The organism is Haemophilus haemolyticus (assembly GCF_001008275.1).
GTDB lineage: Bacteria > Pseudomonadota > Gammaproteobacteria > Enterobacterales > Pasteurellaceae > Haemophilus > Haemophilus haemolyticus_P.
The window spans coordinates 39,094-65,175 of record NZ_LCTH01000022.1 but is presented as its reverse complement, the minus strand read 5'-3'; the positions used below and the strand labels follow the sequence as shown (position 1 = coordinate 65,175).

At 38.0% G+C, this 26,082-nt stretch carries 24 protein-coding genes; 6 read left to right on the top strand and 18 right to left on the bottom strand.

Annotated elements, in window-relative coordinates; translation table 11 throughout:
- Positions 1-19: 19 nt before the first annotated feature.
- Together AAX15_RS03140 and AAX15_RS03135 are read right to left on the bottom strand one after the other, a co-directional pair.
- Entirely contained in the window at positions 20-3,112 is a 3,093-nt protein-coding gene (locus AAX15_RS03140; RefSeq protein WP_046939102.1) for a YadA-like family protein, read from the bottom strand.
- 250 nt (positions 3,113-3,362) lie between these two features.
- Positions 3,363-4,418 carry a tRNA/rRNA methyltransferase gene (locus tag AAX15_RS03135; RefSeq protein ID WP_046939101.1) on the bottom strand — a complete coding sequence of 352 codons (1,056 nt, stop codon included), beginning with the start codon at positions 4,416-4,418 and terminating at the stop codon, positions 3,363-3,365.
- Between the two features lie 146 nt (positions 4,419-4,564).
- Here AAX15_RS03135 and pssA point away from each other — a divergent pair, with 146 nt between their 5' ends.
- A complete protein-coding gene (pssA, locus tag AAX15_RS03130) occupies positions 4,565-5,932 on the top strand; it encodes a CDP-diacylglycerol--serine O-phosphatidyltransferase (protein ID WP_046939100.1) in 1,368 nt (455 codons plus the stop codon).
- A gap of 163 nt (positions 5,933-6,095) precedes the next feature.
- Here the strand turns inward: pssA and pnuC are convergent, their stop codons facing one another.
- The 16 genes from pnuC to galT all read right to left on the bottom strand — a co-directional run bounded on the left by pnuC (position 6,096) and on the right by galT (position 20,176).
- Positions 6,096-6,773, bottom strand: a complete 678-nt coding sequence (gene pnuC / locus AAX15_RS03125) for a nicotinamide riboside transporter PnuC (protein WP_046939099.1) — start codon at positions 6,771-6,773, stop codon at positions 6,096-6,098.
- Between the two features lie 165 nt (positions 6,774-6,938).
- Positions 6,939-7,706: an amino acid ABC transporter ATP-binding protein gene (locus AAX15_RS03120; RefSeq protein WP_046939098.1), complete on the bottom strand. Its 768-nt coding sequence runs from the start codon at positions 7,704-7,706 to the stop codon at positions 6,939-6,941.
- 9 nt (positions 7,707-7,715) lie between these two features.
- Complete coding sequence (locus AAX15_RS03115; protein ID WP_046939097.1) at positions 7,716-8,432, bottom strand: amino acid ABC transporter permease; 717 nt, start codon at positions 8,430-8,432, stop codon at positions 7,716-7,718.
- Entirely contained in the window at positions 8,416-9,189 is a 774-nt protein-coding gene (locus AAX15_RS03110) for an amino acid ABC transporter substrate-binding protein (protein WP_046939096.1), read from the bottom strand. The genes AAX15_RS03115 and AAX15_RS03110 overlap by 17 nt, the downstream gene beginning before the upstream one ends.
- A gap of 302 nt (positions 9,190-9,491) precedes the next feature.
- Positions 9,492-10,766, bottom strand: coding sequence for a UDP-N-acetylglucosamine 1-carboxyvinyltransferase (gene murA / locus AAX15_RS03105; protein ID WP_046939095.1), 1,275 nt, complete (start codon positions 10,764-10,766; stop codon positions 9,492-9,494).
- A gap of 10 nt (positions 10,767-10,776) precedes the next feature.
- Complete coding sequence (locus AAX15_RS03100) at positions 10,777-11,034, bottom strand: BolA family protein (protein ID WP_005628347.1); 258 nt, start codon at positions 11,032-11,034, stop codon at positions 10,777-10,779.
- An 11-nt stretch (positions 11,035-11,045) separates the two neighbouring features.
- Complete coding sequence (locus AAX15_RS03095; RefSeq protein WP_046939094.1) at positions 11,046-11,372, bottom strand: STAS domain-containing protein; 327 nt, start codon at positions 11,370-11,372, stop codon at positions 11,046-11,048.
- A gap of 10 nt (positions 11,373-11,382) precedes the next feature.
- Positions 11,383-12,027 (bottom strand): phospholipid-binding protein MlaC, encoded by a 645-nt coding sequence (gene mlaC / locus AAX15_RS03090; RefSeq protein ID WP_192877144.1) that lies wholly within the window; start codon positions 12,025-12,027, stop codon positions 11,383-11,385.
- A 28-nt stretch (positions 12,028-12,055) separates the two neighbouring features.
- The gene (gene mlaD / locus AAX15_RS03085; protein WP_046939092.1) at positions 12,056-12,562 is read right to left on the bottom strand and encodes an outer membrane lipid asymmetry maintenance protein MlaD; all 507 of its coding nucleotides are present in this window, start codon (positions 12,560-12,562) and stop codon (positions 12,056-12,058) included.
- A 9-nt stretch (positions 12,563-12,571) separates the two neighbouring features.
- Positions 12,572-13,357, bottom strand: a complete 786-nt coding sequence (gene mlaE / locus AAX15_RS03080; RefSeq protein ID WP_046939091.1) for a lipid asymmetry maintenance ABC transporter permease subunit MlaE — start codon at positions 13,355-13,357, stop codon at positions 12,572-12,574.
- The gene (gene mlaF / locus AAX15_RS03075; RefSeq protein ID WP_046939090.1) at positions 13,354-14,148 is read right to left on the bottom strand and encodes a phospholipid ABC transporter ATP-binding protein MlaF; all 795 of its coding nucleotides are present in this window, start codon (positions 14,146-14,148) and stop codon (positions 13,354-13,356) included. Before mlaF ends, mlaE begins: the two co-directional genes overlap by 4 nt.
- A gap of 39 nt (positions 14,149-14,187) precedes the next feature.
- Positions 14,188-15,726 carry an apolipoprotein N-acyltransferase gene (lnt, locus tag AAX15_RS03070; RefSeq protein WP_080950412.1) on the bottom strand — a complete coding sequence of 513 codons (1,539 nt, stop codon included), beginning with the start codon at positions 15,724-15,726 and terminating at the stop codon, positions 14,188-14,190.
- Between the two features lie 122 nt (positions 15,727-15,848).
- Entirely contained in the window at positions 15,849-16,748 is a 900-nt protein-coding gene (gene corC / locus AAX15_RS03065) for a CNNM family magnesium/cobalt transport protein CorC (RefSeq protein ID WP_046939088.1), read from the bottom strand.
- Positions 16,749-16,875: 127 nt separating this feature from the next.
- Positions 16,876-17,898 (bottom strand): galactose-1-epimerase, encoded by a 1,023-nt coding sequence (gene galM / locus AAX15_RS03060; protein ID WP_046939087.1) that lies wholly within the window; start codon positions 17,896-17,898, stop codon positions 16,876-16,878.
- Between the two features lie 9 nt (positions 17,899-17,907).
- The gene (galK, locus tag AAX15_RS03055) at positions 17,908-19,062 is read right to left on the bottom strand and encodes a galactokinase (protein ID WP_046939086.1); all 1,155 of its coding nucleotides are present in this window, start codon (positions 19,060-19,062) and stop codon (positions 17,908-17,910) included.
- Positions 19,063-19,132: 70 nt separating this feature from the next.
- Positions 19,133-20,176 carry a galactose-1-phosphate uridylyltransferase gene (galT, locus tag AAX15_RS03050; RefSeq protein ID WP_046939085.1) on the bottom strand — a complete coding sequence of 348 codons (1,044 nt, stop codon included), beginning with the start codon at positions 20,174-20,176 and terminating at the stop codon, positions 19,133-19,135.
- A gap of 211 nt (positions 20,177-20,387) precedes the next feature.
- Here galT and AAX15_RS03045 point away from each other — a divergent pair, with 211 nt between their 5' ends.
- The 5 genes from AAX15_RS03045 (at position 20,388) to AAX15_RS03025 (ending at position 26,078) form a co-directional block, all read left to right on the top strand.
- Positions 20,388-21,386, top strand: a complete 999-nt coding sequence (locus AAX15_RS03045) for a substrate-binding domain-containing protein (RefSeq protein ID WP_046939084.1) — start codon at positions 20,388-20,390, stop codon at positions 21,384-21,386.
- A gap of 186 nt (positions 21,387-21,572) precedes the next feature.
- Positions 21,573-22,568, top strand: a complete 996-nt coding sequence (mglB, locus tag AAX15_RS03040) for a galactose/glucose ABC transporter substrate-binding protein MglB (RefSeq protein ID WP_005628316.1) — start codon at positions 21,573-21,575, stop codon at positions 22,566-22,568.
- A 65-nt stretch (positions 22,569-22,633) separates the two neighbouring features.
- A complete protein-coding gene (gene mglA, locus AAX15_RS03035; RefSeq protein ID WP_005633425.1) occupies positions 22,634-24,154 on the top strand; it encodes a galactose/methyl galactoside ABC transporter ATP-binding protein MglA in 1,521 nt (506 codons plus the stop codon).
- Between the two features lie 18 nt (positions 24,155-24,172).
- Positions 24,173-25,183 carry a galactose/methyl galactoside ABC transporter permease MglC gene (mglC, locus tag AAX15_RS03030; protein WP_005645969.1) on the top strand — a complete coding sequence of 337 codons (1,011 nt, stop codon included), beginning with the start codon at positions 24,173-24,175 and terminating at the stop codon, positions 25,181-25,183.
- A 160-nt stretch (positions 25,184-25,343) separates the two neighbouring features.
- Positions 25,344-26,078 (top strand): hypothetical protein, encoded by a 735-nt coding sequence (locus AAX15_RS03025; protein ID WP_046939083.1) that lies wholly within the window; start codon positions 25,344-25,346, stop codon positions 26,076-26,078.
- The last annotated feature ends 4 nt before the right edge of the window (positions 26,079-26,082 follow it).

Here is a 26,082-nt window from a genome sequence, read left to right as displayed (position 1 = left end):
ACTGATAAAAAACGCTTAATTACCATTCATAACCATAAGCAGCCCCAACCATAACATCTTTCTTACCTGACATATTGGATGCTCCACTGAATTTAACAATATGTTTACCATTATCTGCCAAACGAGAATATCCAACTGCTAAGGCTTGTTCTCCACGATAATGCGTGGTGGCAGTACTTATAGATGATCTACCTGAAGTATGTGGCTGAGGTAGTAAACCCATTGCACCCGCAATAGCAACTCCTCGACGTCCGCGACGATCAACTTCATCCATTCTATTGTTTAATTGATTAATTGAACGTGTATTTTGTGCCACAGATTGATTAGTTTCATATAATTGCTGGCCATTTACCGCTTCTTTTGATGTTGCAGAAATTTCACCAGCAGCTACATTTACTACTTTATTTCCGCCATTATCTAAGCCGTTTTCAGTAATTGAAACTGTTTTACCGCCTTTATTAATAGTCACGCCATTGGTATTCATAACTGTATTGCCCGTGTGGACTTCTTTAACATTAACAATGTCATTTGGTGTAAGGCTATTACCATCTCTGCCGTCTCTGCCGTCTCTGCCGTCTCTGCCATCTCTACCGTTTTGTCCATCTTTACCATTTTGTCCATCTTTACCATCTCTGCCGTCTCTACCATTTTGCCCTTTCAGATCAGGATTAGTTTTAATGGCATCGCTATCTAATTCCATAAATAGAACCTGATTATTATTTCCATCCTTTTGTAGCGATGCTTTTAAGCCATTGCCAAAAGAAAAACGAAGATTTGTTAAATTAAACGGTGTACCGAGTTGTGTGCCAATATTAAAGTTGGCACCACTACTACTTCCACCGTTATAAAATAACACTGGAGCAGTGGCTAAGGCTTTTAATTGTGCCACATTCACTGCATCAGTATCTTCTGAACCCGCAGCGACATTTGTGATTTGGCGAGTGATGCCTAAATCAGAATTACCCACGGATACTGCACCGGCTGAACTTCTCCAAGTGTTGGCATCATTGTAGTTGGCTTGAATCTCTGCTAGTGCCAATTTTTTAGCTGCAATGGCATCATCACGATTCTTACGTATCTTTGTCGTCGTTTCAGAAGCCTTATTACGAATATCTTCAGTTTTGCCATATAAACGGTCATATTCCGATACCTTTAAGATTTCATTATACGAAAAAATCTTCTCGTCTAATTCAATAATCTTTGCTCGTAAGTTGTTATAAGCTTCTAATTTCTCAGTTGATAGAACAGTACTCATATCTTTTAGTAGCGTCTCTGGTTTAGTCGCATTATATGCTGTAGATGCATAGCCTAATGGATCAAAACCAATTACATCGCTTTTTGTATTTGCTAAGGAGTTATCTCCTAGAGCTACTGTCGAATCAAATGTAGCCATAGCACTTGGACCAAGTGCGACAGAATTAACGCCTGTTGTTTGAGCATTATCCCCCATAGCAATAGATTTTACGGCATTAGCTTGGCTTTGATAGCCCAATGCAATAGAGCTATTATAATTTGCTCGAGCTTCTTGCCCTTGAGCAATACTATATATTCCGTGTGAATAGGTATATAAACCAATAGCCATACTGCCAAAGCCACGTGTACCATACGCAGTATTACGCCCCTGCTGATCAACTTGCGTGCCAATAGCAATAGAGTAATGTCCCCAAGCCAGTGATGTTGCACCTAATGCAGTTGAGTAAATCCCTATAGTTTTTGCACGGTCACCAACAGCAGTACTATTTTCTCCTCCTGTTTCAGCGTTAGTACCAATAGAAACAGCTCTTGTACCATTAGCAATAGATCCCGTACCTAACGCGATACCATAGTTTTTATGATCCACATTCGCTTTAGCAAGATTACCTAATGCAACAGAACCTACACCTCCAGTATAGGAATCATAACCAATAGCAGTAGCTGCTGAGTGGAATGGAGAACCTTGTTTAATAGAATCATTTTTAGCTCCAGCACCAATAGCAATGGACAATCCAACTTTTGACTGAGCACCATATCCAATAGCTATAGAACGTTCAGTTTGAGAACTTTCTTCAACCTTAGCTGCGGTACCAATAGCAAGACTATAATTTCCTCCAGCCTCAGCAGCAAAACCATTTGCTAATGCTTGTTCTCCCGTCGCCTTCGCCTTATATCCTGTTGCGATGCTTGCATAGTTAGTTGCTTTTGATTCAGCACCTAGCGCGACAGAATATGCACCAGAGGCTAATGATTCATTACCAATTGCAACCGCTTGCCCACCAGTTGCACCGAATGGATTAGCAAAGCCTAAACGAGCTAATTCTGGATTATTTGGATATAACGCTTTTTGCTTATCTAATGTTGCACGAGCCTCCGCGACACTTTTTGCATAAGCAATAAAAGCATCACGTTTTTTCTGATCTGGAATAAGTTGTTTGAGTCGGGCGTCATCTTTAATAAGTTCTGCTAGTTTTGTTTCACCCTGTGTCGCATTAGTAAGTTCAGAAATGACCGCTTGATCGGTGATATTGCTTTTAATTGTACTATCATAATTCAGAGATTCTCTTAATTTATTTGGGTCATCATAGAATTTCTTCATTTCTTTTTCACTAGTATGCACACCAATCGCAATTGCACGTTGTCCTACAGAATAAGCATCTGCGCCAACTGCAATACCATATTGATTAGTTGCCTCCGCGTATGCACCTAACGCAGTTGTATTAATTTCAGTGGCTTGAGAATTTGTCCCCATCGCTATTGTGTCAGTTTTAGTGGCTTTGGAGCCTAAGCCTATCGCAGCTGAATTACTGCCGCTGGCTTCTGAATTCACTCCCACAGTAGTTGATTGTTTACCTGTTGCTTGTGCATTCATACCTACAGCAGTACCAAATAACACCGCTTGAGAGTTTTTTCCCACAGTTGTACTACCGTTAGTATTTTCGCCCATTTTTTGTTCTAATTGGGTAATTCGATTAATTAATGTATTGTATTCTTCTTGTGTGAGAGTGACATTATCTGCCCATGCTGGAGCACTTAAAGCAGAAAAGAGAGAAAGGGAAACAAGAGAAATTTTTGCACTAAAGTGTGGTTGATGTTTATTGTGTTTTGCAAAATTATTGCCTGTAGGACTGTATATCACTGATTATTCCTTATTTAATAATATTTGTTACAATTTGCACTGTTTTTATATAAAAACAGACAAATTGTACACAGCTCTATTAATAGAAATCAATGAAGTCATTAGAAATATAAAAACTGCATGATCTATATCAAGAATAAATATATTCTAGGCTAGTTTTAATTCCATACTTTAAGGGGGATATGCACTTCACCAAAGGTTAAACTATTACCATAGTTAGCAATAAATATACCTATGCCAAACTAAAAGCTCACCTAAAATACCACTTCGCTAACAACACACCAGTATTCACTGCAATGTTTAAGCCTGATTTAATTGGACTTGCGAGCGTTAAACGCACTTGTGTGTCTTCTGGATTGGCTAAACCTTCCGTAGAACTTTCACTTAGCACAAAAACCACTTTATTTTTTAACCGCACTTTATCCAACGGCTCGCCTTGTTTATTGTGCGATACATGTATGATTTGATAGCCTGACTTACGCAATTGCATTAAAGCCGAATCAATATAATCCGTTTCTAACACACGAATATATTCCGCGCCACCTTCTGCTACGCGCATTGAGGCTGCCGAATACAGATTTTCCACCTTATCGGCGACAATATTTTTCACGCCAAAATAAGCACAAGTACGCAATACGCCACCAATATTTTGCGCATTATTCACGTTGTCTAATAGCACTAAACAATCCTCTTCACGAGGAATATCCAAATATCCTTGCAACGTGAAAGCATGCGGTTTCTTCACTAATAAGCAAATGCCACCATGATGTTCCGTTCCGCTCACTCGAGCTAATTCTTCATTATCTACAACATGATAAGCCTTCTTGTTTTCGGCTAAATAACTCAATACCTCGCCAATTTTGTGTGACATTTGTACGGTTGCCCACAATCGAACAATACTTTCAGGGCGTTCAGCAAATAAGGCTAAACAGGCATTCTCACCGTAAACCTTCATTTCTTCTGCACGGTTTTTCTTAATTTTTTCAGGAGCACGAGGAGAAAGCGCACCCGTTTTCTTTTCTTTTGTTTTATAAACCGTACCCGTACTTTTTATCGTCACTTGAACCTTAGGTTGTTCTACATTTTTATTTGATGGCGCACGAGATAAAGAAAGTTGCGTAATTTTAGTTTCTTTCACTTCTTGTTTATCACGAGAAAAACGAGATTTTTCGTTTCTATTTCCATTAAATTTATCATTAGAGTGCGGTCGATTTTGAGTTGGTTTTTCTCTGTATTTTTCACCTACTGAGCGTTCTTGAAAGGATCTGCCGGCGGATTGAAAAGACGGTTTGCGTTTGTCGTTCATAGGGTTTCCCTGAGTAAAAATGAATATTTTTTAGGCAAAAAATGCTAAAATTCGTGAGCATTATAACGAAAAAAAGCCTTTTTTCTATTAATAAGCGCGTGAAATATTGTAAACTAACGTACTAGTCTTTAATCACGAGATAGATTATGTTAATCAATAAAACCAAACGAGCTGAACAAAATTTAAATAATTTGCCATTCCTTGCTTTGCAAGCTGAGCAAATTGAATTTTTGGGTAGCCCGGCTGAATTTAAAACTCAAATTATTGAATTAATCAGAAACGCAAAAAAACGTATTTATGTCACCGCACTTTATTGGCAAAAAGATGAAGCGGGACAGGAAATTCTCGATGAAATTTATCGCGTGAAGCAAGAAAATCCACACTTGGATGTAAAAATTCTCATAGATTGGCATCGCGCACAACGCAATTTATTAGGTGCGGAAAAATCAGCCACCAATGCAGATTGGTATTGCGAGCAGCGCCAAATTTATCAGTTGCCTGATGATCCGAATATGTTCTTTGGCGTGCCAATTAACACGCGAGAAGTTTTTGGTGTATTGCATGTCAAAGGCTTTGTATTTGATGATACAGTGCTTTATAGCGGTGCAAGCATTAATAATGTCTATCTGCATCAATTTGAAAAATATCGTTACGATCGCTATCAAAAAATCACTCATGCCGAATTAGCTGATTCGATGGTGAATTTCATCAATGATTATTTGTTAGATTTCAGTGCAGTTTATCCACTTGATGTCACCAACCGCCCTCGCACCAAAGAGATCCGCGGCAATATTCGCGCTTATCGTAAAGACCTTGCTCAAAATGGTGAATATTCATTAAAAAGTGCGGTGAAATTACCGAATGTTTTAAGCGTATCGCCACTGTTTGGCTTAGGGGCATCAGGCAATGAATTAAATCAAGTAATTGAAGATTTATTCTTACAAGTACAAGAAAAATTGGTGATTTGTACGCCATACTTTAATTTCCCACGCACATTGCAACATAAAATAGCAACGTTGTTGGAAAATGGTAAACGAGTAGAAATTATTGTTGGCGATAAAGTCGCAAACGATTTTTACATTCCACCAGAACAACCATTCAAAATGGCGGGAGCGTTACCTTATCTTTATGAAAGTAATCTTCGCCGTTTCTGTGAAAAATTTGAGTCACAAATTGAAAATGGTCAGCTTGTGGTGCGTTTGTGGCGTGATGGCGATAATACCTACCACTTAAAAGGTGTGTGGGTTGATGACCGCTATATTTTACTTACGGGCAATAATCTTAACCCTCGAGCATGGCGTTTGGATGCAGAAAATGGCTTATTAATTTACGATCCTCAACAACAGCTTTTATCCCAAGTGGAAAAAGAGCAAAACCAAATTCGCCAACATACAAAAGTATTAAAACATTACACTGAATTAGAAGAATTGAATCAATACCCAGAACCAGTGCAAAAACTTTTGAAAAAATTTGCACGAATTAAAGCGGATAAATTAGTGAAAATGATTCTGTAGTGCTAGATAATATTTAGATCTGATAACAAAGCCTTGTAAAAATGATCTATCCCCAAAAATCAGACAGTTTAATCAAGAGCTGGACCTTGATTAAACTATCTAATTTTGGAGGAACAGCTTCATTATTATCACTCTTTTTGTTTCTAATTTTGCTTAAGTATGTTTAGCTATGTTTAACCAATTTCGTCCAGTTATAATAACCATACAACGAGTTAAGTAAGTAGGCTGAGTACATTAAGTACATGGCTGGTGTTTCTGCCCATAAGAAAATAGAAAGGATATTTAAAGCAATCCATAACAACCACTGTTCACGATAACGCAAAATCATTAAAATCTGTGCAGCAACCGTAATAATTGTTGTTAGACCATCTAAACCAGTTGAACTTCCGCCAGCCGCTTGTAATGCTTGAACAAAAAGCAAAGTACCAACTGTAGTCACAACAATTAATGTCATCCATCCTTTAACAGTTAACGCTTTTGCAATCACGCTTTCTCCACCATCACTATTTTGCATATTGGCTTTCCACATGAAGTAACCAATAAATTGAGATGGCAAATATACATAGAGTACGGTATTCATTTCGCCTAAGAAATTTGATCCCCAAGCGACATAAAAATAAGTGTAAGCAAAAATTAATCCAAAGAAATAATTACTAATTTTACCTTTACTTACCAATACCACACACAAAATACCGGAAATACCAGAAATCATTGCTAACCAAGAATCTGGCGCTTGTACATAAGCCCAAATCTGCGCGATGATGAAAAGCGCAAGCCAAACGACCTCAAAAGGTTTCCAACCAGAAACAAATTCTTGTTTTAAACGTTCTGCCAAAGTCATGATTTACTCCTGTTGACTTGAATTTGAATGCGAGCATTCTTGCATTGTGCGTTGATAATGTAAAGATTCAGAGACATTTAATTCTCAACTTGTGAAATTCATCACATTTCAATCAAATCCTAAATAATCCATTATTCAGAAAACTCTCTAAAAATTTACCGCACTTTAAATACAATAATCTGGCTCAAGTGGTATTTTTGCTTGTAGCAAGAACTGTTTAGTTCGCTCGTGTTGTGGGCAAGAAAAGAATTTATCTGCTGTATTTTGTTCTACAATATGCCCATCCGCCATCAAAATTACACGATCCGCAACATCTTTCGCAAACTGCATTTCATGAGTAACAATAATCATTGTCCAGCCTTCTTGAGCGAGCATTTTTAGTGTTTGTAACACCTCGCCAACCAATTCTGGATCTAACGCCGATGTAGGTTCATCTAATAAAATAATATCAGGTTTAACCGCAAGGGCTCGGGCAATCCCGACTCGCTGTTGCTGGCCACCAGAAAGTTGGGATGGAAATAAATCCGCTTTATTTTTTAGTCCTACCTTCTCTAACAAGCTAAGAGCCTTTTCTCTAGCCTGAGCCTTATCTTGTTTTTGCACGACAACCATTCCTTCCATGATATTTTCAAGGGCGGAGCGATGAGGAAATAAATTATATTGTTGAAATACCATTGATGAACGTCGGCGCAACTTCAATTCATCTGCTTTACTAATTTTCTGGCTAAAATTAATTTTTAGACTACCATCAGTAAATTCTAAAATGCCTTGCTCTGGTCGTTCAAGCAAGTTTAAACAACGTAAAAAGGTGGTTTTTCCAGAACCAGAAGGTCCTAAAATTGCTACTACTTCACCTTTATTAATTTCAAAATCAATGCCTTTTAACACATGATTGCCATTAAAGCTTTTCTGAATATTACTTACTTTTAACATAGACAATCCTTACAAGTGACGAGAAAGACGTTTTTCTAAACGCATTTGACCAATAGATAACACAAGGCAGAAAACCCAATAAATCAATGCAGCCTCACTATAAATCAAGATAAACTCATAATTCTCAGCTGTAATATTTTGTGCGACACGAAATAGTTCTGCAATCCATACTAAGGAAGCCAAAGAAGTATCTTTCACCGTACTAATAAAAGTGTTAGAAAGCGATGGGACGGAAATGCGTAATGCCTGTGGCATAATCGTTCGAATAAATGCCTGTTGATAATTCATTCCTATAGCATAAGAAGCCTCCCACTGCCCTTTCGGGATCGCAATAATTGATGCACGCACAGTTTCAGCAGCATAAGCACCGATATTAACTGAGAAGGCAATAATTGCAGTTGGGAAAGGATCGAGTTTAATGCCGACTTCAGGCAATCCATAGAAAATAATAAAAATCTGCACAAGCATTGGCGTACCACGAATAATAGAAATATAAGCGCGACAAATACTTTGCAAAAGTTTAGTCATAAAATTTGGATGAGGAAGCGTACAAATTATGGCAACAATTACCGCAATAAATAAGCCACAAAAAAAGGAAATAACGGCTAAGGGAATCGTATATAAAATTGCGCCTTCCAACATAGGCCAAAACGAGCTGATTACATAATCAGCTCGTTCTGCACTCATAAATGGAAGACTCGCTAACAAATTATTGAGTAATGTCATCACCAAACCATTTAATTGAAAGTTGTTTTAATGTACCGTCTTGGCGTAATTCATCTAGTGCTTTATTCACTTTTGCAATGAGTTCTTCTTCACCTTTCAAAAATGCAAAACCTGTTGGAATTTTCTTATCGCTCTCAACGGCAATTTTTAAACCTGCATTTGGTTGTTTTTTGAAATAATCAAGCACAGCTAATTTATCATTCACTGTTGCATCAACACGTTCTTGTTTGACTGCTTCAAGATTTTGCGCAAGGCTATCCACTGTCACAATAATCGCGCCATTATCACGAGCATCTTTGCTCCAGTTACTCGTTGCTGATTGAGCTGATTTTTTACCTTTTAAATCAGAGAAAGTTTTAATACTGTTATTATTTTCTTTCGTCACAATAACGCCAGCAGAATAATTATAGGGCGCAGAATAATCATATTTTTTTAAGCGCTCTGGACTTGGATTCGTTTGGTTTGCAATAACATCAAATCGTTTTGCATTCAAACCTGCATACATTCCATCCCAAGCGGTTTCTTTAAATTCAATTTTCAAACCTAATTTTTCTGCCACTTTCTCAATGATTTCTACATCAAAGCCTGTCAACTTGCCGTCTTTACCATGAAAAGTAAATGGAGCATAAGTTCCCTCAGTTCCCACTAATAAAGTTTTAGTTTTTTCAACGCGGTCAGCAATTTCACCAGCGTGAGAAAATGTTGAGAAAGCAATACCAGCACTTAAAAGTGCGGTTGTAAAAAATAATTTTTTCATTTTTTCTTCCTTGTGTTGTGTTTGTCTAAGCGTGATTATAAAAACCAAACTTATGAAAAAACAAGATTATTTATTTATAGTTTATGAATTTTAGTTATAACAAAGTGAGATATGACCAATTACTATCAAAACAAGAAAATAATCTACCGTACTTTCTTGTAGAAAAACTGGTTTCTAAACAATGTAATCAATCTACTCTTATAAAATTTCGGTAAAAAAATGCCTTTCTAAAGAAAGGCATTAGTAGAAATTTAAGATTATAAATAAACTTGTAATGTCTAATAGAAAAGTAGCGTACCTAATTACGCTTCGTCACTTCCAGAAAAACGTTCAATTTTCGCACCTAGGTCACGTAATTTATCTTCGATACGTTCATAACCACGATCGATATGATAAATACGATCTACTATGGTTTCACCTGTTGCGATACAACCTGCAAGAACCAAACTGATTGATGCGCGTAAATCTGTCGCCATCACTTCTGCACCAGATAACTGTTCAACACCATGACATACGGCAGTATTCCCTTCAATTTCAGCTTTTCCGCCCATGCGAATTAATTCAGGAATATGCATAAAACGATTTTCAAAAATCGTTTCAGTAATAATACTTGTGCCCTCTGCTACCATATTTAATAAGGTGAATTGAGCCTGCATATCAGTAGGGAAACCAGGATGTGGTGCAGTACGAATATTTACTGCTTTAGGGCGATTTCCAAGCATATCTAAAGTGATACTATTCTCGGTAACATCAACTTGAGCGCCAGCTTCACGAAGCTTATCGATCACTGCATCTAAAGTATCAGCCTTAGTATTTTGACAAACAACACAACCGCCCGAAATTGCTGCGGCAATTAAGAATGTCCCCGTTTCAATACGATCTGGCACGACACTATGTTCACAACCAGTTAAACGTTCAACACCTTCAATCGTAATGTGATCAGAACCTGCACCAGATATTTTCGCGCCCATTTTATTGAGGAAGTCAGCGGTATCTACAATTTCAGGCTCACGAGCCGCATTTTCAATCACGGTGGTTCCTTTCGCAAGCGTTGCTGCCATCATAATAGATAAAGTTGCACCTACGCTCACTTTTTCCATTACAATACGAGTTCCGACAAGACGATCTAATACTTGTGCTTTTACATATCCTTCTTCAAGAACGATGTCTGCGCCTAATTTTTCTAAACCACTAATATGGAGATCAACTGGACGAGCACCGATAGAGCAACCACCAGGTAACGATACTTGGCCTTGATGAAAACGAGCAACCAAAGGCGCCAATGCCCAAATTGAAGCACGCATGGTTTTAACCAATTCATAAGGGGCAGTGAAATGATCAATATTCGATGCATCTAATAAAACTGCACCAGTTTCATCACGATCTACCACCACGCCTAATTTACGTAAAATTTTCAACGTGGTTTCAATATCTTTAAGCGCAGGAACATTCGTGAGCTTAACGGGTTCTGTTGCCAAAATAGCGGCAAAAAGAATTGGAAGTGCGGCATTTTTTGCACCTGAAATATTCACTGTTCCACTTAAACGAGATTGCCCATAAACACGAAATTTTTCCATTTTTGAATCCTTAATTAAGTTGGTTTAATGCACGATCACGTTTCCACTTTTCAGTGGTATAAGTTTTAATTGTTAACGCGTGAATTTCGCCAGTAGTAAAATAAGCCATTAACGGAGCATAAATTGTTTGTTGTTGTTTTACGCGAGAAAGTGCAGCAATTTCATCACTCACTACAATCACACCAAAATGCGCATTTTCACCTTGAGCGTAAACCTCTTCTACGTTTAGCGCTTCTTTTAAAATTCGTTCAATTTCTTGAAGTTCCATCAGATTTCCGTTTAATTAAGATCTGTAAAATTTGCGATCCAATCAGACAAACCAACAAGATCTGCAAGGGTTAATAATTGTTTTGGTGGATAAACTAACCACACTGTTTTGTTAAGCTTTTGGCACTCTCGTAAAAAATCACAAAGAGCTGCAAAACCAGCTGAATCAATATTTTGAATACCAGACAAATCCCATTCAACAACCGTTTTATCAAGCGCATTAGCTGATAAAAAAACGTCACGTTGCTGCCACATAGGCAACAACGTGTTGCGAGATAGTTCCCCTGACAAAAGGAGCGCTATCTTATCATCATTTTTCTTTAAATCCCAATTTAACATGGCAACAAGATTATTTGCTTAATGTTACAGGTTGGGCAGCTGATTTTTGTACTTGTGCAGTTAATGCATCAATGCCATGTTGACGCAAGATACCACTCCATTCTTGTTGTTTTGTCACAACCATGCTAACACCTTCAGCAACCATGTCATAAGCTTGCCATTCGCCAGTTTTACTATTTTTACGCCATTTAAAATCTAATTTAATTGGCGCAGCTCCGTTAACTTGAATGATGTTCACACGAATATTTACTAAGTTTTTATCACCTAATGCTTTTTCTGGCTCGATTTGGATTTGTTGATTTGAATATGCTGTTAATACTTGTGCATAAGCTTGTTCAATAAAATCACCAAAAGCTTTAAAGAATTTTTCGCGTTGTTCAGGTGTAGTAGATTTGAAATGAGAACCTAAAACTAAAGAACCTGCATAATTGACTTGAACATAAGGCAGTAAATCATTACGAACGATAGTACGTAAATAATTTGGATTCTTTTTAATCTGGCTTTGATTTGCCTGAATATCAGAAAACAATTTATCTGACGCTTGTTGCATCAATACATAAGGGCTTGTTTCAGCCATAGCAGTACTAGCAGTAAAGAGTGCGGTAAATACTAAGGTTAAAATTGCAAACCATTTTTTCACTTGGAAAAATTTCATCATAAATCTCCTAAATAAATGTTAGTTGTTATTGTACTGTAGGCTCAGTCTTTTCACTGTTACCATCAGATTTTTTATCGCCGTAAAGGAATTGGCCGATTAAATCCTCCAACACCATAGCAGATTTTGTATCTTGAATTTGGCTACCCTCTTTAAGCATAGCCGACTCACCATCATCAAATCCCATTGTCAATGCAATATATTGCTCACCTAATAAGCCCGATGTCTTAATTGATAAAGAACTGTTTTCTGGGATTTCATTATATTCCTGGTTAATTGCAATACTGACTTTTGGTAAATAGCTTTTTTCATCAAGCGTAATTGCACTCACACGCCCAATAACCACTCCACCAACTTTTAATGGTGCACGTACTTTAAGTCCACCAATATTATCAAAAGTTGCCGTCACAGTATAAGATTTCGTCTCACCAAAACCTTGTACGTTGGCTACACGTAAACCTAAAAAAACTAAGGCACCAATACCAAGTAATAAAAATAATCCAACCCAAAATTCATATTTAATTGTTTGTCTCATAAAAAATCCTTAACCTGCTCCAAACATAATAGCAGTCAAAATAAAATCTAATCCTAGAACAACAAGAGAGGCATGCACAACTGTTCGTGTCGTAGCTTGGCTGATACCTTCCGATGTTGGCATACAATCATAACCATTAAAAAGCGCAATCCAAGTTACAGCTACAGCAAAGAAAACCGATTTAATAAAACCATTTAAAATATCATAGCTCCAACTCACGGAATTTTGCATCACAGACCAAAAGCTGCCTGAATCAACACCTTTCCAATCCACACCTACTAAGGAACCGCCCCAAATACCAATCGCAATAAACAAGATTGACAAAATTGGCATGGAAATAACGCCTGCCCAAAAACGAGGTGCAATCACTCGACGTAAAGGATCAACAGCCATCATTTCAAGACTAGAAAGTTGTTCAGTGGCTTTCATTAAGCCTATTTCAGCCGTCAATGCAGAACCTGCTCGACCAGCAAATAAAAGTGCGGTAACAACAGGGCCTAGTTCTCGCAAAAGAGAAAGCGCCACAAGCTGACCTAAACTTGTTTCAGCAGAAAAATCGACTAACACGACATAACCTTGTAGTCCTAATACCATTCCAATAAATAAACCGGACAACAAAATAATGAGTAGCGATTGGACACCTAAAACATGCATTTGCTTTACAAGCAAAGGAAAATGCTTACGAATTTGTGGCTTCCCGAGCAATGCGCCAAATAACATAAAGCCTGCTCGCCCCAATGCACGGAAAAAGTCGATCACCTGTTTTCCTAAAGCAGAAATAAAATTGACGATCATTCAAACAATTCCTTCACATAATCTTGCGCTGGGTACTTAAAGCGCACAGGACCATCAGATTCACCTTTTAAGAATTGCACCACGCGCGGATCTTGGCTTTGTAAAAGCTGCTCAGATGTTCCTTCTGCGATGACTTTTTGGTCTGCAATAATATAGGCATAATCTGCAATACTCAATACTTCCTCCACATCGTGTGACACCACGATAGAAGTCAAATTTAACGCTTCATTTAATCGTTTAATCAAGCTTAAAATCACGCCCATACTGATTGGATCTTGTCCCGTAAATGGCTCATCAAACATAATTAAATCAGGGTCAAGCGCAATAGCGCGTGCTAATGCAGCTCGACGAGCCATACCACCAGAAAGTTCTGAAGGCATCAATGTGGCAGCGCCTCGCAACCCAACCGCCTCCAATTTCATCAATACGATTTGACGAATTAAATTTTCAGGCAAATGCGTATGTTCACGAATTGGAAAAGCGACATTATCAAAAGTAGAAATATCCGTAAAAAGCGCACCTGATTGGAATAACATCCCCATCCGCTTACGTACTTCGTACAGTTCACGATTAGATAGACGACAAATATCTTGTCCATCAAACAAAATTTCACCTTGCTCTGGCATTAGTTGCCCACCGATCAATTTAAGTAAAGTGGTTTTACCAATCCCTGACGGCCCCATGATCGCAGTGATTTTTCCCTTTTTTACTTGCAAATTCAGGTTATCGTAAATCACGCGATCACCGCGTTTAAAGGTGAGATTCTTAACTTCAATTAGATTTTGATTCATTAAAATCTCGTTTATAAATAAAAAGTGCGGTCGTTTTGACTAGCGTTTTTGTGAAAGGTTCATCTTACGACGAACAAACGCCATCATGCCGTGTAATACTAAAAACAACAATGATAAAGCATATAAAGGCATATTTCCCAACGCAGAATAAGGTGTTTTACCTTCCGCAGGTGCAATTTTATGCGTCAACGTTGTTTCAATAAACTGCGGTGCCTGCGCTAACACCTTACCTTGAGCATCAACAAAGACTGAAATCCCCGTATTCGTTGCACGAATAAGCGGTTTACCCAATTCTAAAGCGCGCATTCTTGCCATCTGTAAATGTTGCCAAGGTCCAATCGAATCACCAAACCAAGCGTCATTAGAAATTGTGAGCAAATAATCCGTATCTTGTTTCAAATTTTGCCGCACTTGCTCACCGAAAATAATCTCATAGCAAATTGCTGGCGAAAAAGCGCGTTTTTTTGCCATTAAAGATGGCTGAATCACCTCCCCACTTTGAAATGCAGACATCGGCAAATTAAATACGGAATTAAGTGGTCGCAAAATACTTTCTAGCGGAACATATTCACCAAACGGCACGAGATGATGCTTACTATAACGATTTGATGTATCTGGCTGATAAGGAAAATCTGGGTTTCCAGCAGCCATAATAGAATTAAGCAATTTACCAGATTTCGTATCTTGGAATACCGTGCCAATCATTATCTCCGTTTTCGTTTCTTTAGCAGCACGATCTAATCCTTCAAAAAATGGGGTAATCGCATTTTCAAGAGTTGGTAACGCTGATTCAGGCAAAATAATTAAATCTGTTTTACCAAGATTTTCTGCAATTAATTTTTGATAAATCTCCAAAGTAGAATAGAAATAAGCTGGATCCCATTTGAGATTTTGTTCAATATTTCCTTGAGCAAGCGTGACTGAAATTGCCTTATCTTTAACAGATTTTACAAAGTGAATTCGGGATGAATAAGCACTTAATCCCCCCACGACGATCAATAACAAAACATTCGCCAAGACTAATTTAAGATTTTTCGTTTTAAACAAAGATGAAATGAGATTAAAAATTACCGCACTTGCCCAAACAGTAAAGAACGTCAATCCTGTTACCCCAAAAATCGGGGCGATGCCATAAAATGGGCTGTCAATTTGTGTATAACCAAACTGAAGCCAAGGAAAACCGGTAAAAATCCAACCTCGTAAAAATTCTGTCAATGTCCAAATCACGGCAAAAATTACCGCACTTTGAACTTGGAAACGCTGAACCAAATAGGTAAAGAGCATCGGGTATAGTGCAAGATAAGCCGCAAGTAACCCGACAAGGAAATAACTCACACCTAAAGACGCACCACCAAATTGGTGAATACTGACATTAAGCCAACTCACCCCAAAGCAGAAAAATCCCATCGACCACAAAAACGTCGCTAAAAGTGCGGTGGATTTTTTAGAATTTTTAGCGACATAAAGTAAACCGAATAAAGAAACGTAGGCTAAAGGCCAATAATCAAATGGCGAAAAGGCAAAAACACCGAGTAAACCAGACGTAATCGCGATAAGATAAGTAAAATATTTATTCATAGATTCAATTATATTTTGCACGCCCTCACGAGCGTCTTGTGTGTTGAAATTTAAAATTCCATTTCAAGTAAATAAAAAGCACGCGTTATAAAACGCGCGCCATCATTAAGGATGATAAAATGCTATTCGGCTTTTTCTTCCACATCATCCATTTCTGCCAAATGTTCATCTGGCACAGTCACTCGAAGTTGAATCAATCGGCGACTATCTGCCGAGGTGACTTTAAATTGAAGATTTTTCAACATAATTTCTTCACCACGTTTTGGTAAATAACCAAAAGTTTGCATAATCAGCCCACCAATGGTATCGACTTCTTCATCATTAAAATCCGTATTAAATTGCGCATTGAAATCATCAATATCGGTGAGCGCACGCACAGCATAAGTATGACGAGAAAGCTGACGAATATCCGCGACTTCTTCTTCATCAAACTCATCTTCAATATCGCCAACAATTTGTTCCAAAATATCTTCAATGGTAACAAGACCTGATACCGCACCAAATTCGTCCACCACAATAGCCATATGGAAACGCTCAGAACGGAAATCTTTCAACATACGATCCACTCTTTTGCTTTCTGGCACAATCACCACTGGGCGCAATAATGAAGATAAATCAAACTCTTCCGCATCTTCACGTAAAAATTTCAATAAATCTTTTGCATGCAAAATACCCACGATATTATCGCGATCATCCGCATCGGCAATCACAGGAAAACGAGAATGAGCGGATTCAATAATTGTGTTTAAACAAGTATTTAAATCTTGTTGATCTTCAATAAAAATAATTTGTGAACGAGGAATCATAATATCGCGAATACGAAGCTCCGCAATTTCCATTACGCCTTCAATCATTTCACGCGTATTTTGATCAATTAAATCGTTTTGTTCTGAATCGCGAATTACTTCCACAAGTTCTTCACGATTTTTTAGTTCACCTTGAAAAAAGCGACCAAATAAAGATTGGAAAAAAGGTTTTTTCGTATTTTCAGATTGGTTTGAATTTTGCTGTTCGTCGTTCATATTGGTTTGTAGTTGATGTCTTATTGACGTCGAAAAAGTATCATATTTTGAGCATCTTCGCAAAGATAAAGCAAGGAAAAAGAAAAGTGCGGTGAAATATCTCTTTATTTTCTACCGCACTTCAATTCTATAAGAACTTAAACTCCGTCCATTGATAATATCGCTCGCCTGCTTTTTGAATGCCACCGTAATTTTGCCATTCGGGATGATTTGGGGTGTTTGGCAAACATTGGGTTTCCAGTGCTACGCCAGAAAAATCGGCATATAATTCGCAATTTCTCGTTAGTGTACCTGCAAGATAATTACCCGTATAAACCTGCAATGCGGCTTGCGAGGTTCTTACTTCCAAACTTAAATCTCCAGTTGGAGAAGTCAGTAACACGCAAGGCTTTTGCCAAGCTTTATTGACAATAAAGGAATGATCGTAACCTTTTGTTGCTTGCTGCTCCCCTTGTAAAAAATCTTGCTTGATGGGTTTAGCAATACGGAAGTCAAAACTCGTATTCACTACGTGCTTTAATGGAGAATTAGGAATCCCCTCATTATCTACAGGCAGATAAAAATCAGCATTTAAACGTAATGTATGTTCACGCACGTCACTGCCTTGCTCTGCATTTTCTAAATTGAAATAAGCATGATTCGTTAGGTTCAATGCGGTATCCTTATCGCACATCCCTGCATATTCAATTTTTACACTATTATCATCTGTTAGCGTATAGGTTACAGAGACATCCACATTACCAGGAAAACCTTGATCACCATCTACTGAATGTAATGAAAAACACACAAAATTCTCACCGTACTCTTGAATTTTCCAACGGCGTTTATCAAAGCCCTCTCCACCATGAAGCTGATGTTTACCTTGATTACTTCTCAATTGAATGAGTTCACCATTCAATTCAAATTGTGCATTTGCAATACGATTTGCATAACGCCCTACACTTGCGCCTAAATAGCTTTGATGAGTGGGATAGTCCTCTACCTTACACCCCAATAAAACCTCGCGTAAAGTGCCATTTACTGGCACTTTACAAGAAAGCCAAGTTGCGCCCCAATCCATAAATTGAACACGCATTCCATTTTCATTTTGCAGGGTTATAAGCTGATAAGGTGCACCATCAGGCGCATTAAAAGTGGTTTGTTCTAACATCATTTTCTATTAAATCACTCGAACACCTTGTGATGCAGTGCACACATAAAAAGTTTCTTTTAAACCAGTCGTTTTCTCGTAATTATCCGCAATAATTTTACGAACTGCATCGACTTTATCATGCGGCGCAAGTGCGACAATACAACCGCCAAAACCGCCGCCCGTCATACGTGCACCACCACTTTTGCCAATAACAAGTTGAGCCAATTCAACTAAATAATCAATTTGTGGCACGGTGATTTCAAAATCATCACGCATTGAATCATGAGACTCTCCCATTAACTCACCTAAACGGGTCAAATCATTCTTCTTCAATGCTTCCACTGCATCGAGTACTCGTTGATTTTCTGTGACGACATGACGAGCACGTTTTGCTGCTAACGGAGAAAGTGCGGCCAATTCCGCTTCTCTTTTTCGGAATTGTTCAACTGAAACATCACGCAATGCTTTTACTCCAAAAAATTTTGCTGCCTCTTCACATTGCTGACGGCGAGTATTGTATTCACCCGTTACCAAATCATGCGGTACATTTGAATTCACAATAATAACGGCGACATCTTGTGGCACGGGTGTTGGAGTGGTTTCAAGACTACGACAATCGATCATCAGTAAGTGATTTTCCTGCCCAAGTGCGGAAATTAACTGATCCATATTGCCACAATTTGCTCCAACAAATTGGTTCTCCGCTTTTTGCCCATTCAATGCAATATCCGTGTGAGAAAGTGGTAAATCGCCAAGTTGTTGGCAGAATTTACCCACCGCAACTTCTAACGCTGCAGATGAACTTAATCCAGAAGAAAGCGGCACATTTCCAGAAATCACTAAATTTGCACCTTGTTGAAAGTGCGGGTAACGTTCTTGGATAAATTTTACAACTCCACGCACATAATTAGCCCATTTGTGTTCACTCTTAGGAATTTCTACATTGAGAGAAAATTCATCTGTTTCATCAAGATCCGCCGCATAAACATTCCAAATGTGATCATCTCGTTTTGTACCAGAAACGGCCGTACCAAAATTAATCGCACAAGGCATAACAAAGCCGTCGTTGTAATCGGTATGTTCGCCGATGATATTTACTCGGCCAGGCGCATAGACGGTCAATTCAGGTTGTTTGTTGTATTTTTGGGTGAAAATGTGTTGGGATTTTTGGATTGGGGTCATGTTTGTGTCCTTTATCTTCAAGTATTGCTCAATCAGCACCCCTCTTTTGTAAAGAGGAGAATTGGGCGCATTATTTCAGTTTATAGTGAATTTCACTCAACGCACGTAATCGCTCAGCAGCCTGTTCTGCCGTTAAATCGCGTTGGCTTTCGCCTAACATTTCATATCCCACCATAAATTTACGCACGGTTGCTGAGCGTAAAAGAGGAGGATAAAAATGAGCATGTAGCTGCCAATGTTCGTTATCTTCACCATTAAAGGGTGCAGCATGGAATCCCATTGAATATGGGAAAGAGGTCTCAAATAGATTGTCGTACTTGGTCGTCAATTTTTTCAAAATAACCGCAAGATCTTTTGATTGTTCGTCACTTAATTCAGTTAAACGTTTTACATGAGTTTTTGGTAAAAGCAATGTTTCAAATGGCCAAACAGCCCAATAAGGCACTAAAGCTACCCAATGCTCAGTTTCAACGACAATACGTTCTTTTAACTCAAGTTCTCGTTTCACATAATCAACTAACATTACTGAACCATGTTTTAATAAATAATCACGTTGTGTACGATCTTCACGAGCAATTTCATTTGGTAAGAAACTATTCGCCCAAATTTGGCCATGTGGATGTGGGTTCGAACAGCCCATTGCTGCCCCTTTGTTTTCAAAAATTTGCACCCATTGGTATTTTGCACCAAGTTCACGAAGTTGCTCTTGCCATACTTTAATCACTTCTTCAATCTCAAGTGCGGTCAATAATGGCAATGTTTTACTATGATCCGGAGAGAAACAAATAACTCGACTTTCACCACGAGCTTGAGAACTCTGGAAAAGTGGATCTGAGGATTTTTCAGGGGCTGGCGTATCTTCTAAAAGCGCGGAAAAATCATTTTTAAACACATAAGGTTTACGATAGTCTGGATTTAATTCACCTGTAATACGCTTATTACTCGGGCAAAGATAACAAGTTGGATCATAACTTGGTTTTTGTTCTTCATTCACTTTTTCTTGTTGCCCTTGCCATGGACGCTTAGCACGATGTGGTGATACCAAAACCCATTGATCAATTAACGGATTATAGCGACGATGTGGATGCTCTGTTGGTTCAAAAATATCACTCATAATTGGCTCCCTTTCTAAATTGTAAACGGTTACACAAAATGCTGTGCATAAGATAGCAAATTCACAAAAATAAACCGTGATCCGTATCACATAATATGAAAATCTCTGAAAGTTTTTTGTGATCTCAGTTACAAATCAGAAAGTAATCGCTTTCAATTTTATTTAGAAAGAACATAATTAAGAAACGTAATTCCATTATGGAAAGTATTCTATGAGCACCATTCATGATGTAGCCGAGCTAGCCCATGTATCCATTGCTACTGTTTCTCGTGTTATAAATCAACATCCCTCTGTAAGTGAAGAAACTCGCCTTACAGTAAAACAAGCAATTGAACAACTTAATTACCAGCCAAATGCAAATGCCAAAGCCCTTGCGATACAAAACACCGATACCATTGGTGTGGTTGTCACGGATGTAACAGACTCATTTTTTGCTATTTTAGTGAAAGCCGTAGATAAAGTCGCTGAGGCCCACCATAAAACAATCTTGATTGGTATTGGCTATCACCATGCAGAGAAGGAACGTGAAGCTATTGATACTTTACTTCGCAAGCGTTGTAGTTGTTTAGTTGTGCATTCCAAAGCGTTATCTGACGATGAACTTAGCCATTATTTGAAAACAGTACCAGGAATGGTGATTATCAACCGAGTCATTCAAGGCTATGAAAATCGTTGTGTAAGTTTAGATAATAAGAAAGGAACCTACTTAGCAACGGAAATGCTTATCCGTTGTGGGCATAAACATATCGCCTATATTGGTTCTAATCATGCAATTTTCGATGAAATTGAGCGTCGAGATGGTTATCTTACGGCATTAAAAGATCACAATTATCCAATTGTTGAGCATGCCATAACGCACAATTCACCAGACTTCGAAGGGGGTGAAAAAGCAATGATTGATTTGCTTAGTTATAACAAAGATCTCACTGCAGTCGTAGCTTATAACGATTCAATGGCTGCGGGAGCCATTTCAGTTCTCAATGAAAACAATATTAGTGTACCAAGCCAATTTTCAATCATTGGTTTTGACGATATGCCAATTGCTCGTTATTTAATTCCTAAATTGACAACCATTCGCTATCCTATTGATTTAATGGCAACTTATGCAGCTAACCTTGCATTAAGCCTTGTCGATAATGAGGTGAGAACGCCATCAACAATTCAATTTAACCCAACATTAGTGCGTCGTTTTTCTGTGGAATCTATCTAAATTCGAAGGTGAATACACTCATAAAATGTGATAGCGATCACAAATCCGAATTTTTAATGTAATCGTTTTCATTTATGTGAGTTTGATCACAGATTCCAAGCAGATTATTCGCTAATATGGCATCAATTGCAGGATGTAATGCAATATTTATCTCTAACATCAACATTCCAAAATAGGAGCGTTATTATGAAAAAAACAGCAGTATTAAGTGCGGTTGCTTTAGCTATCGGTTTAGGTGCAGCATCTTCTAGCTTCGCAGCAAGTAACAAAATTGGTGTAACCATTTACAAATACGATGACAACTTCATGTCTTTAATGCGTAAAGAAATTGATAAAGAAGCTAAAGCACTTGGTGGCATTAACTTATTAATGAATGACTCCCAAAATGCACAATCAATTCAAAATGACCAAGTTGATGTATTACTTTCCAAAGGTGTGAAAGCTCTTGCAATTAACTTAGTTGACCCTGCTGCTGCACCAACCATTATTAGCAAAGCAAAACCAGATAACATTCCTGTTGTATTCTTTAATAAAGACCCAGGTGCAAAAGCTATCGGTTCTTATGAACACGCTTACTATGTAGGTACTGATCCAAAAGAATCTGGCTTAATTCAAGGGGATTTAATTGCAAAACAATGGAAAGCGAATCCAGCTCTAGACTTAAATAAAGATGGTAAAATCCAATTCGTATTATTAAAAGGTGAACCAGGTCACCCAGATGCCGAAGCTCGTACAAAATTCGTAGTTGAAGAACTTAATGCGAAAGGTATCCAAACTGAACAATTATTTATTGATACTGGTATGTGGGATGCTGCAATGGCGAAAGATAAAGTAGATGCTTGGTTATCTAGCTCTAAAGCGAACGACATTGAAGTAATTATTTCTAACAACGACGGTATGGCATTAGGCGCATTAGAAGCAACCAAAGCACATGGTAAAAAACTCCCTATCTTCGGTGTGGATGCATTACCAGAAGCATTACAACTCATCAAAAAAGGTGAACTTGCTGGTACTGTGTTAAACGATGGTGTGAACCAAGGTAAAGCAGTTGTTCAATTATCTAACAACTTAGCACAAGGCAAAGCAGCAACTGAAGGCACAAAATGGGAATTAAAAGATCGTGTTGTACGTATCCCTTATGTTGGTGTAGATAAAGACAACTTAGGCGACTTCTTAAAATAATTTCTCATCAATTTTTGTTGTAATCCAAGGGGAAGTTGCCCTTCCCCTTTTTAACGAGGTTGGATATGACATCTCAAACTCAAAGTCAAGACAGCCAAGTGCTGCTCACAATGACCAATGTCTGCAAGTCCTTTCCAGGCGTAAAAGCCTTAGATAACGCAAACTTAACGGTTCGTTCACATTCTGTTCATGCTTTAATGGGTGAGAACGGTGCGGGCAAATCTACATTACTAAAATGTTTATTCGGTATTTATGCCAAAGATGAAGGTGAAATCCTTTTCTTAGGTCAACCCGTCAACTTTAAAACATCTAAAGAAGCCCTTGAGAATGGTATTTCAATGGTACACCAAGAACTCAACCTCGTACGCCAAACTAGCGTAATGGATAACTTGTGGCTTGGACGCTATCCACTTAAAGGACCTTTTGTCGATCACGCCAAAATGTACCGTGATACTAAAGCGATTTTTGATGAATTGGATATTGATGTAGATCCTAAAGAAAAAGTTGCCAAACTTTCAGTTTCTCAAATGCAGATGATCGAAATTGCGAAGGCGTTTTCATATAACGCTAAAATCGTAATCATGGATGAACCAACATCCTCACTTTCTGAAAAAGAAGTTGAGCATCTGTTTAAAATTATCGACAAATTAAAACAACGCGGTTGCGGAATTATTTATATTTCTCACAAAATGGATGAAATCTTCAAAATCTGTGATGAAATTACTATTTTACGCGACGGTAAATGGATCAACACAGTAAACGTGAAAGAATCCAGCATGGAACAAATTGTCGGAATGATGGTAGGTCGTGAATTAACACAGCGTTTCCCTGAAAAGACAAACACGCCAAAAGAAGTAATTTTACAGGTAGAAAATCTTACTGCTAAAAACCAACCATCCATTCAAGACGTATCTTTTGAATTACGAAAAGGTGAAATTCTCGGTATTGCAGGCCTTGTGGGGGCTAAACGTACTGATATCGTTGAAGCTATTTTTGGCGTACGTGAATTAACCGAAGGAACTATCAAGTTACACGGAAAAACCGTGAAAAATCATACCGCACTTGAAGCGATTAATAATGGCTTTGCATTGGTAACTGAAGAGCGTCGTTCAACAGGTATTTACTCTAATTTAAGCATTGAATTTAACTCTTTGATTTCAAATATGAAATCTTATCTCACACCATGGAAATTACTTAGCACGAAGAAAATGAAAAGTGATACCCAGTGGGTAATTGATTCAATGAATGTTAAAACGCCATCACACAGAACAACAATTGGTTCTCTTTCTGGCGGTAACCAACAAAAGGTCATTATCGGTCGTTGGCTTTTAACTCAACCTGAAATTCTGATGCTTGATGAGCCAACTCGTGGTATCGACATCGGGGCAAAATTTGAAATTTACCAACTCATTCAGGAACTCGCTAAAAAAGACAAAGGCATTATTATGATTTCATCAGAAATGCCCGAATTACTAGGTGTAACTGACCGTATTTTAGTGATGAGTAACGGTAAATTGGCGGGTATTGTGGAAACTGCAAAAACTTCACAAGAAGAAATCTTGCAACTCGCTGCGAAATATTTATAAAGATAAAAGGAACAAATCATGAGTGCCTTACAAAAAAACAAATCCTTTGATTTATTAAAACAAAATGCGATTTATTTTGTCTTGCTGATTTTGCTCGGCATTATTATTGCGCAAGATCCAACCTTTTTAAATTTAATCAACTTCAGTAACATCTTAACCCAATCTTCTGTGCGCTTAATTATTGCACTCGGGGTTGCAGGGTTGTTGATTACACAAGGGACTGACTTATCTGCTGGTCGCCAAGTTGGTTTGGCTGCGGTTATCTCTGCAACCATGTTGCAATCAATGGAAAATATGAACCGCGTATTCCCTGAAATGGGTGAAATTCCAATTCCTGTAGTAATTCTTGCAGTTTGTGCTATCGGTGCAGTAATTGGTTTAGTGAATGGTTTAGTTATTGCTTACTTAAATGTAACGCCATTCATCGCAACCATGGGTACAATGATCATCGTATATGGTTTCAACTCACTATACTATGATGCTGTAGGTGGTTCTCCAATCGCTGGTTTTAGTGAAAATTTCTCAACATTTGCTCAAGGATTCTTCCGAGTCGGCAGCTTTAAACTCTCTTACATCACTATCTATGCAGCCATCGCAGCATTATTAGTATGGATTATGTGGAACAAAACTCGTTTCGGTAAAAACGTATTTGCTATCGGCGGTAACCCAGAAGCAGCGAAAGTATCAGGTGTAAACGTTGCGCGAAACTTAGTTGTCATCTACATGATTGCAGGTATGTTCTATGCATTCGGTGGTATGCTGGAAGCTGGTCGTATCGGTTCTGCAACTAACAACTTAGGTTTCATGTATGAATTAGATGCTATCGCCGCTTGCGTGGTTGGTGGCGTATCCTTCGCTGGTGGTGTAGGTACCGTAATTGGTGTAATCACTGGGGTTATCATCTTTACAGTTATCAACTACGGTTTAACTTACATCGGTGTAAACCCTTACTGGCAATACATCATTAAAGGTAGCATTATTATTCTCGCGGTTGCTATCGACTCATTAAAATACGCGAAGAAAAAATAATACGAATAATCTCTCTAAAGATAACAAAAAAGTGGGCATACTTGCCCACTTTTGTTTTATATACTCAATTCAGCGTGAATTCATAACCTCACTAACGATATTTATGCAATAATCAGTAAACCTTGTATAATTACGCCACCATTTTTATAGAGAGATAATCATGCAAATTAACTTTACACAAGTATTGCAAGACAGTTGGAACTTCTTCCGTAATCAACAAAAAATCATGCTGCAATTTGTCGCAATTTTATTTATTGTGCAAAGCGTGAGTGCACTTTTAAGTTTTCCAGTTAATGATGAAAATAAAAATGATGTATTAAATCTCGCCAATACAGATATCACTAGTTTTATCTTTTCAGTTGCAATCACTCAAATTCTAACGAGCTTTATTGCAGCTTGGGGATTAACCTCAATCCATAAAATTAGCTTACAAAATTACCGCACTTTAGGTGAAACCTTCTCACTTACCTTGCGTCGTTTTGCAGGTGTAATTCTGTTAGATCTATTAATGGTTGCACCAATGTTACTTGGTCTTGGTGAAGCCTTTGCTGCATTGCTCACAAAAAAATCGCCTTCTATTATGTCTCTTATCGCGATGATTGTTGGAGTTTGGTTCTTCGTCCGTTTAAATTTGACGGCAGTACATTATCTTTCGACTCAAGATACACTTTCACAAACTATCCGAAAAATTTGGATGCGAGGAAATACTCGAAAAGGCGTATTGTTTATTTACACTCTACTGGTTTATTTTCTAGTGCCAGTTCTCATTTTCCAATTAAGCGCATTTTCCAATAATGCAGTGTTTGATATGGTAATAGGCATTTTCACCGCATTACTTAATATTTTTATGCTAGTAGTGACTTATCGTTTCTACAGCTTATTTATGAAGGATTAATCAA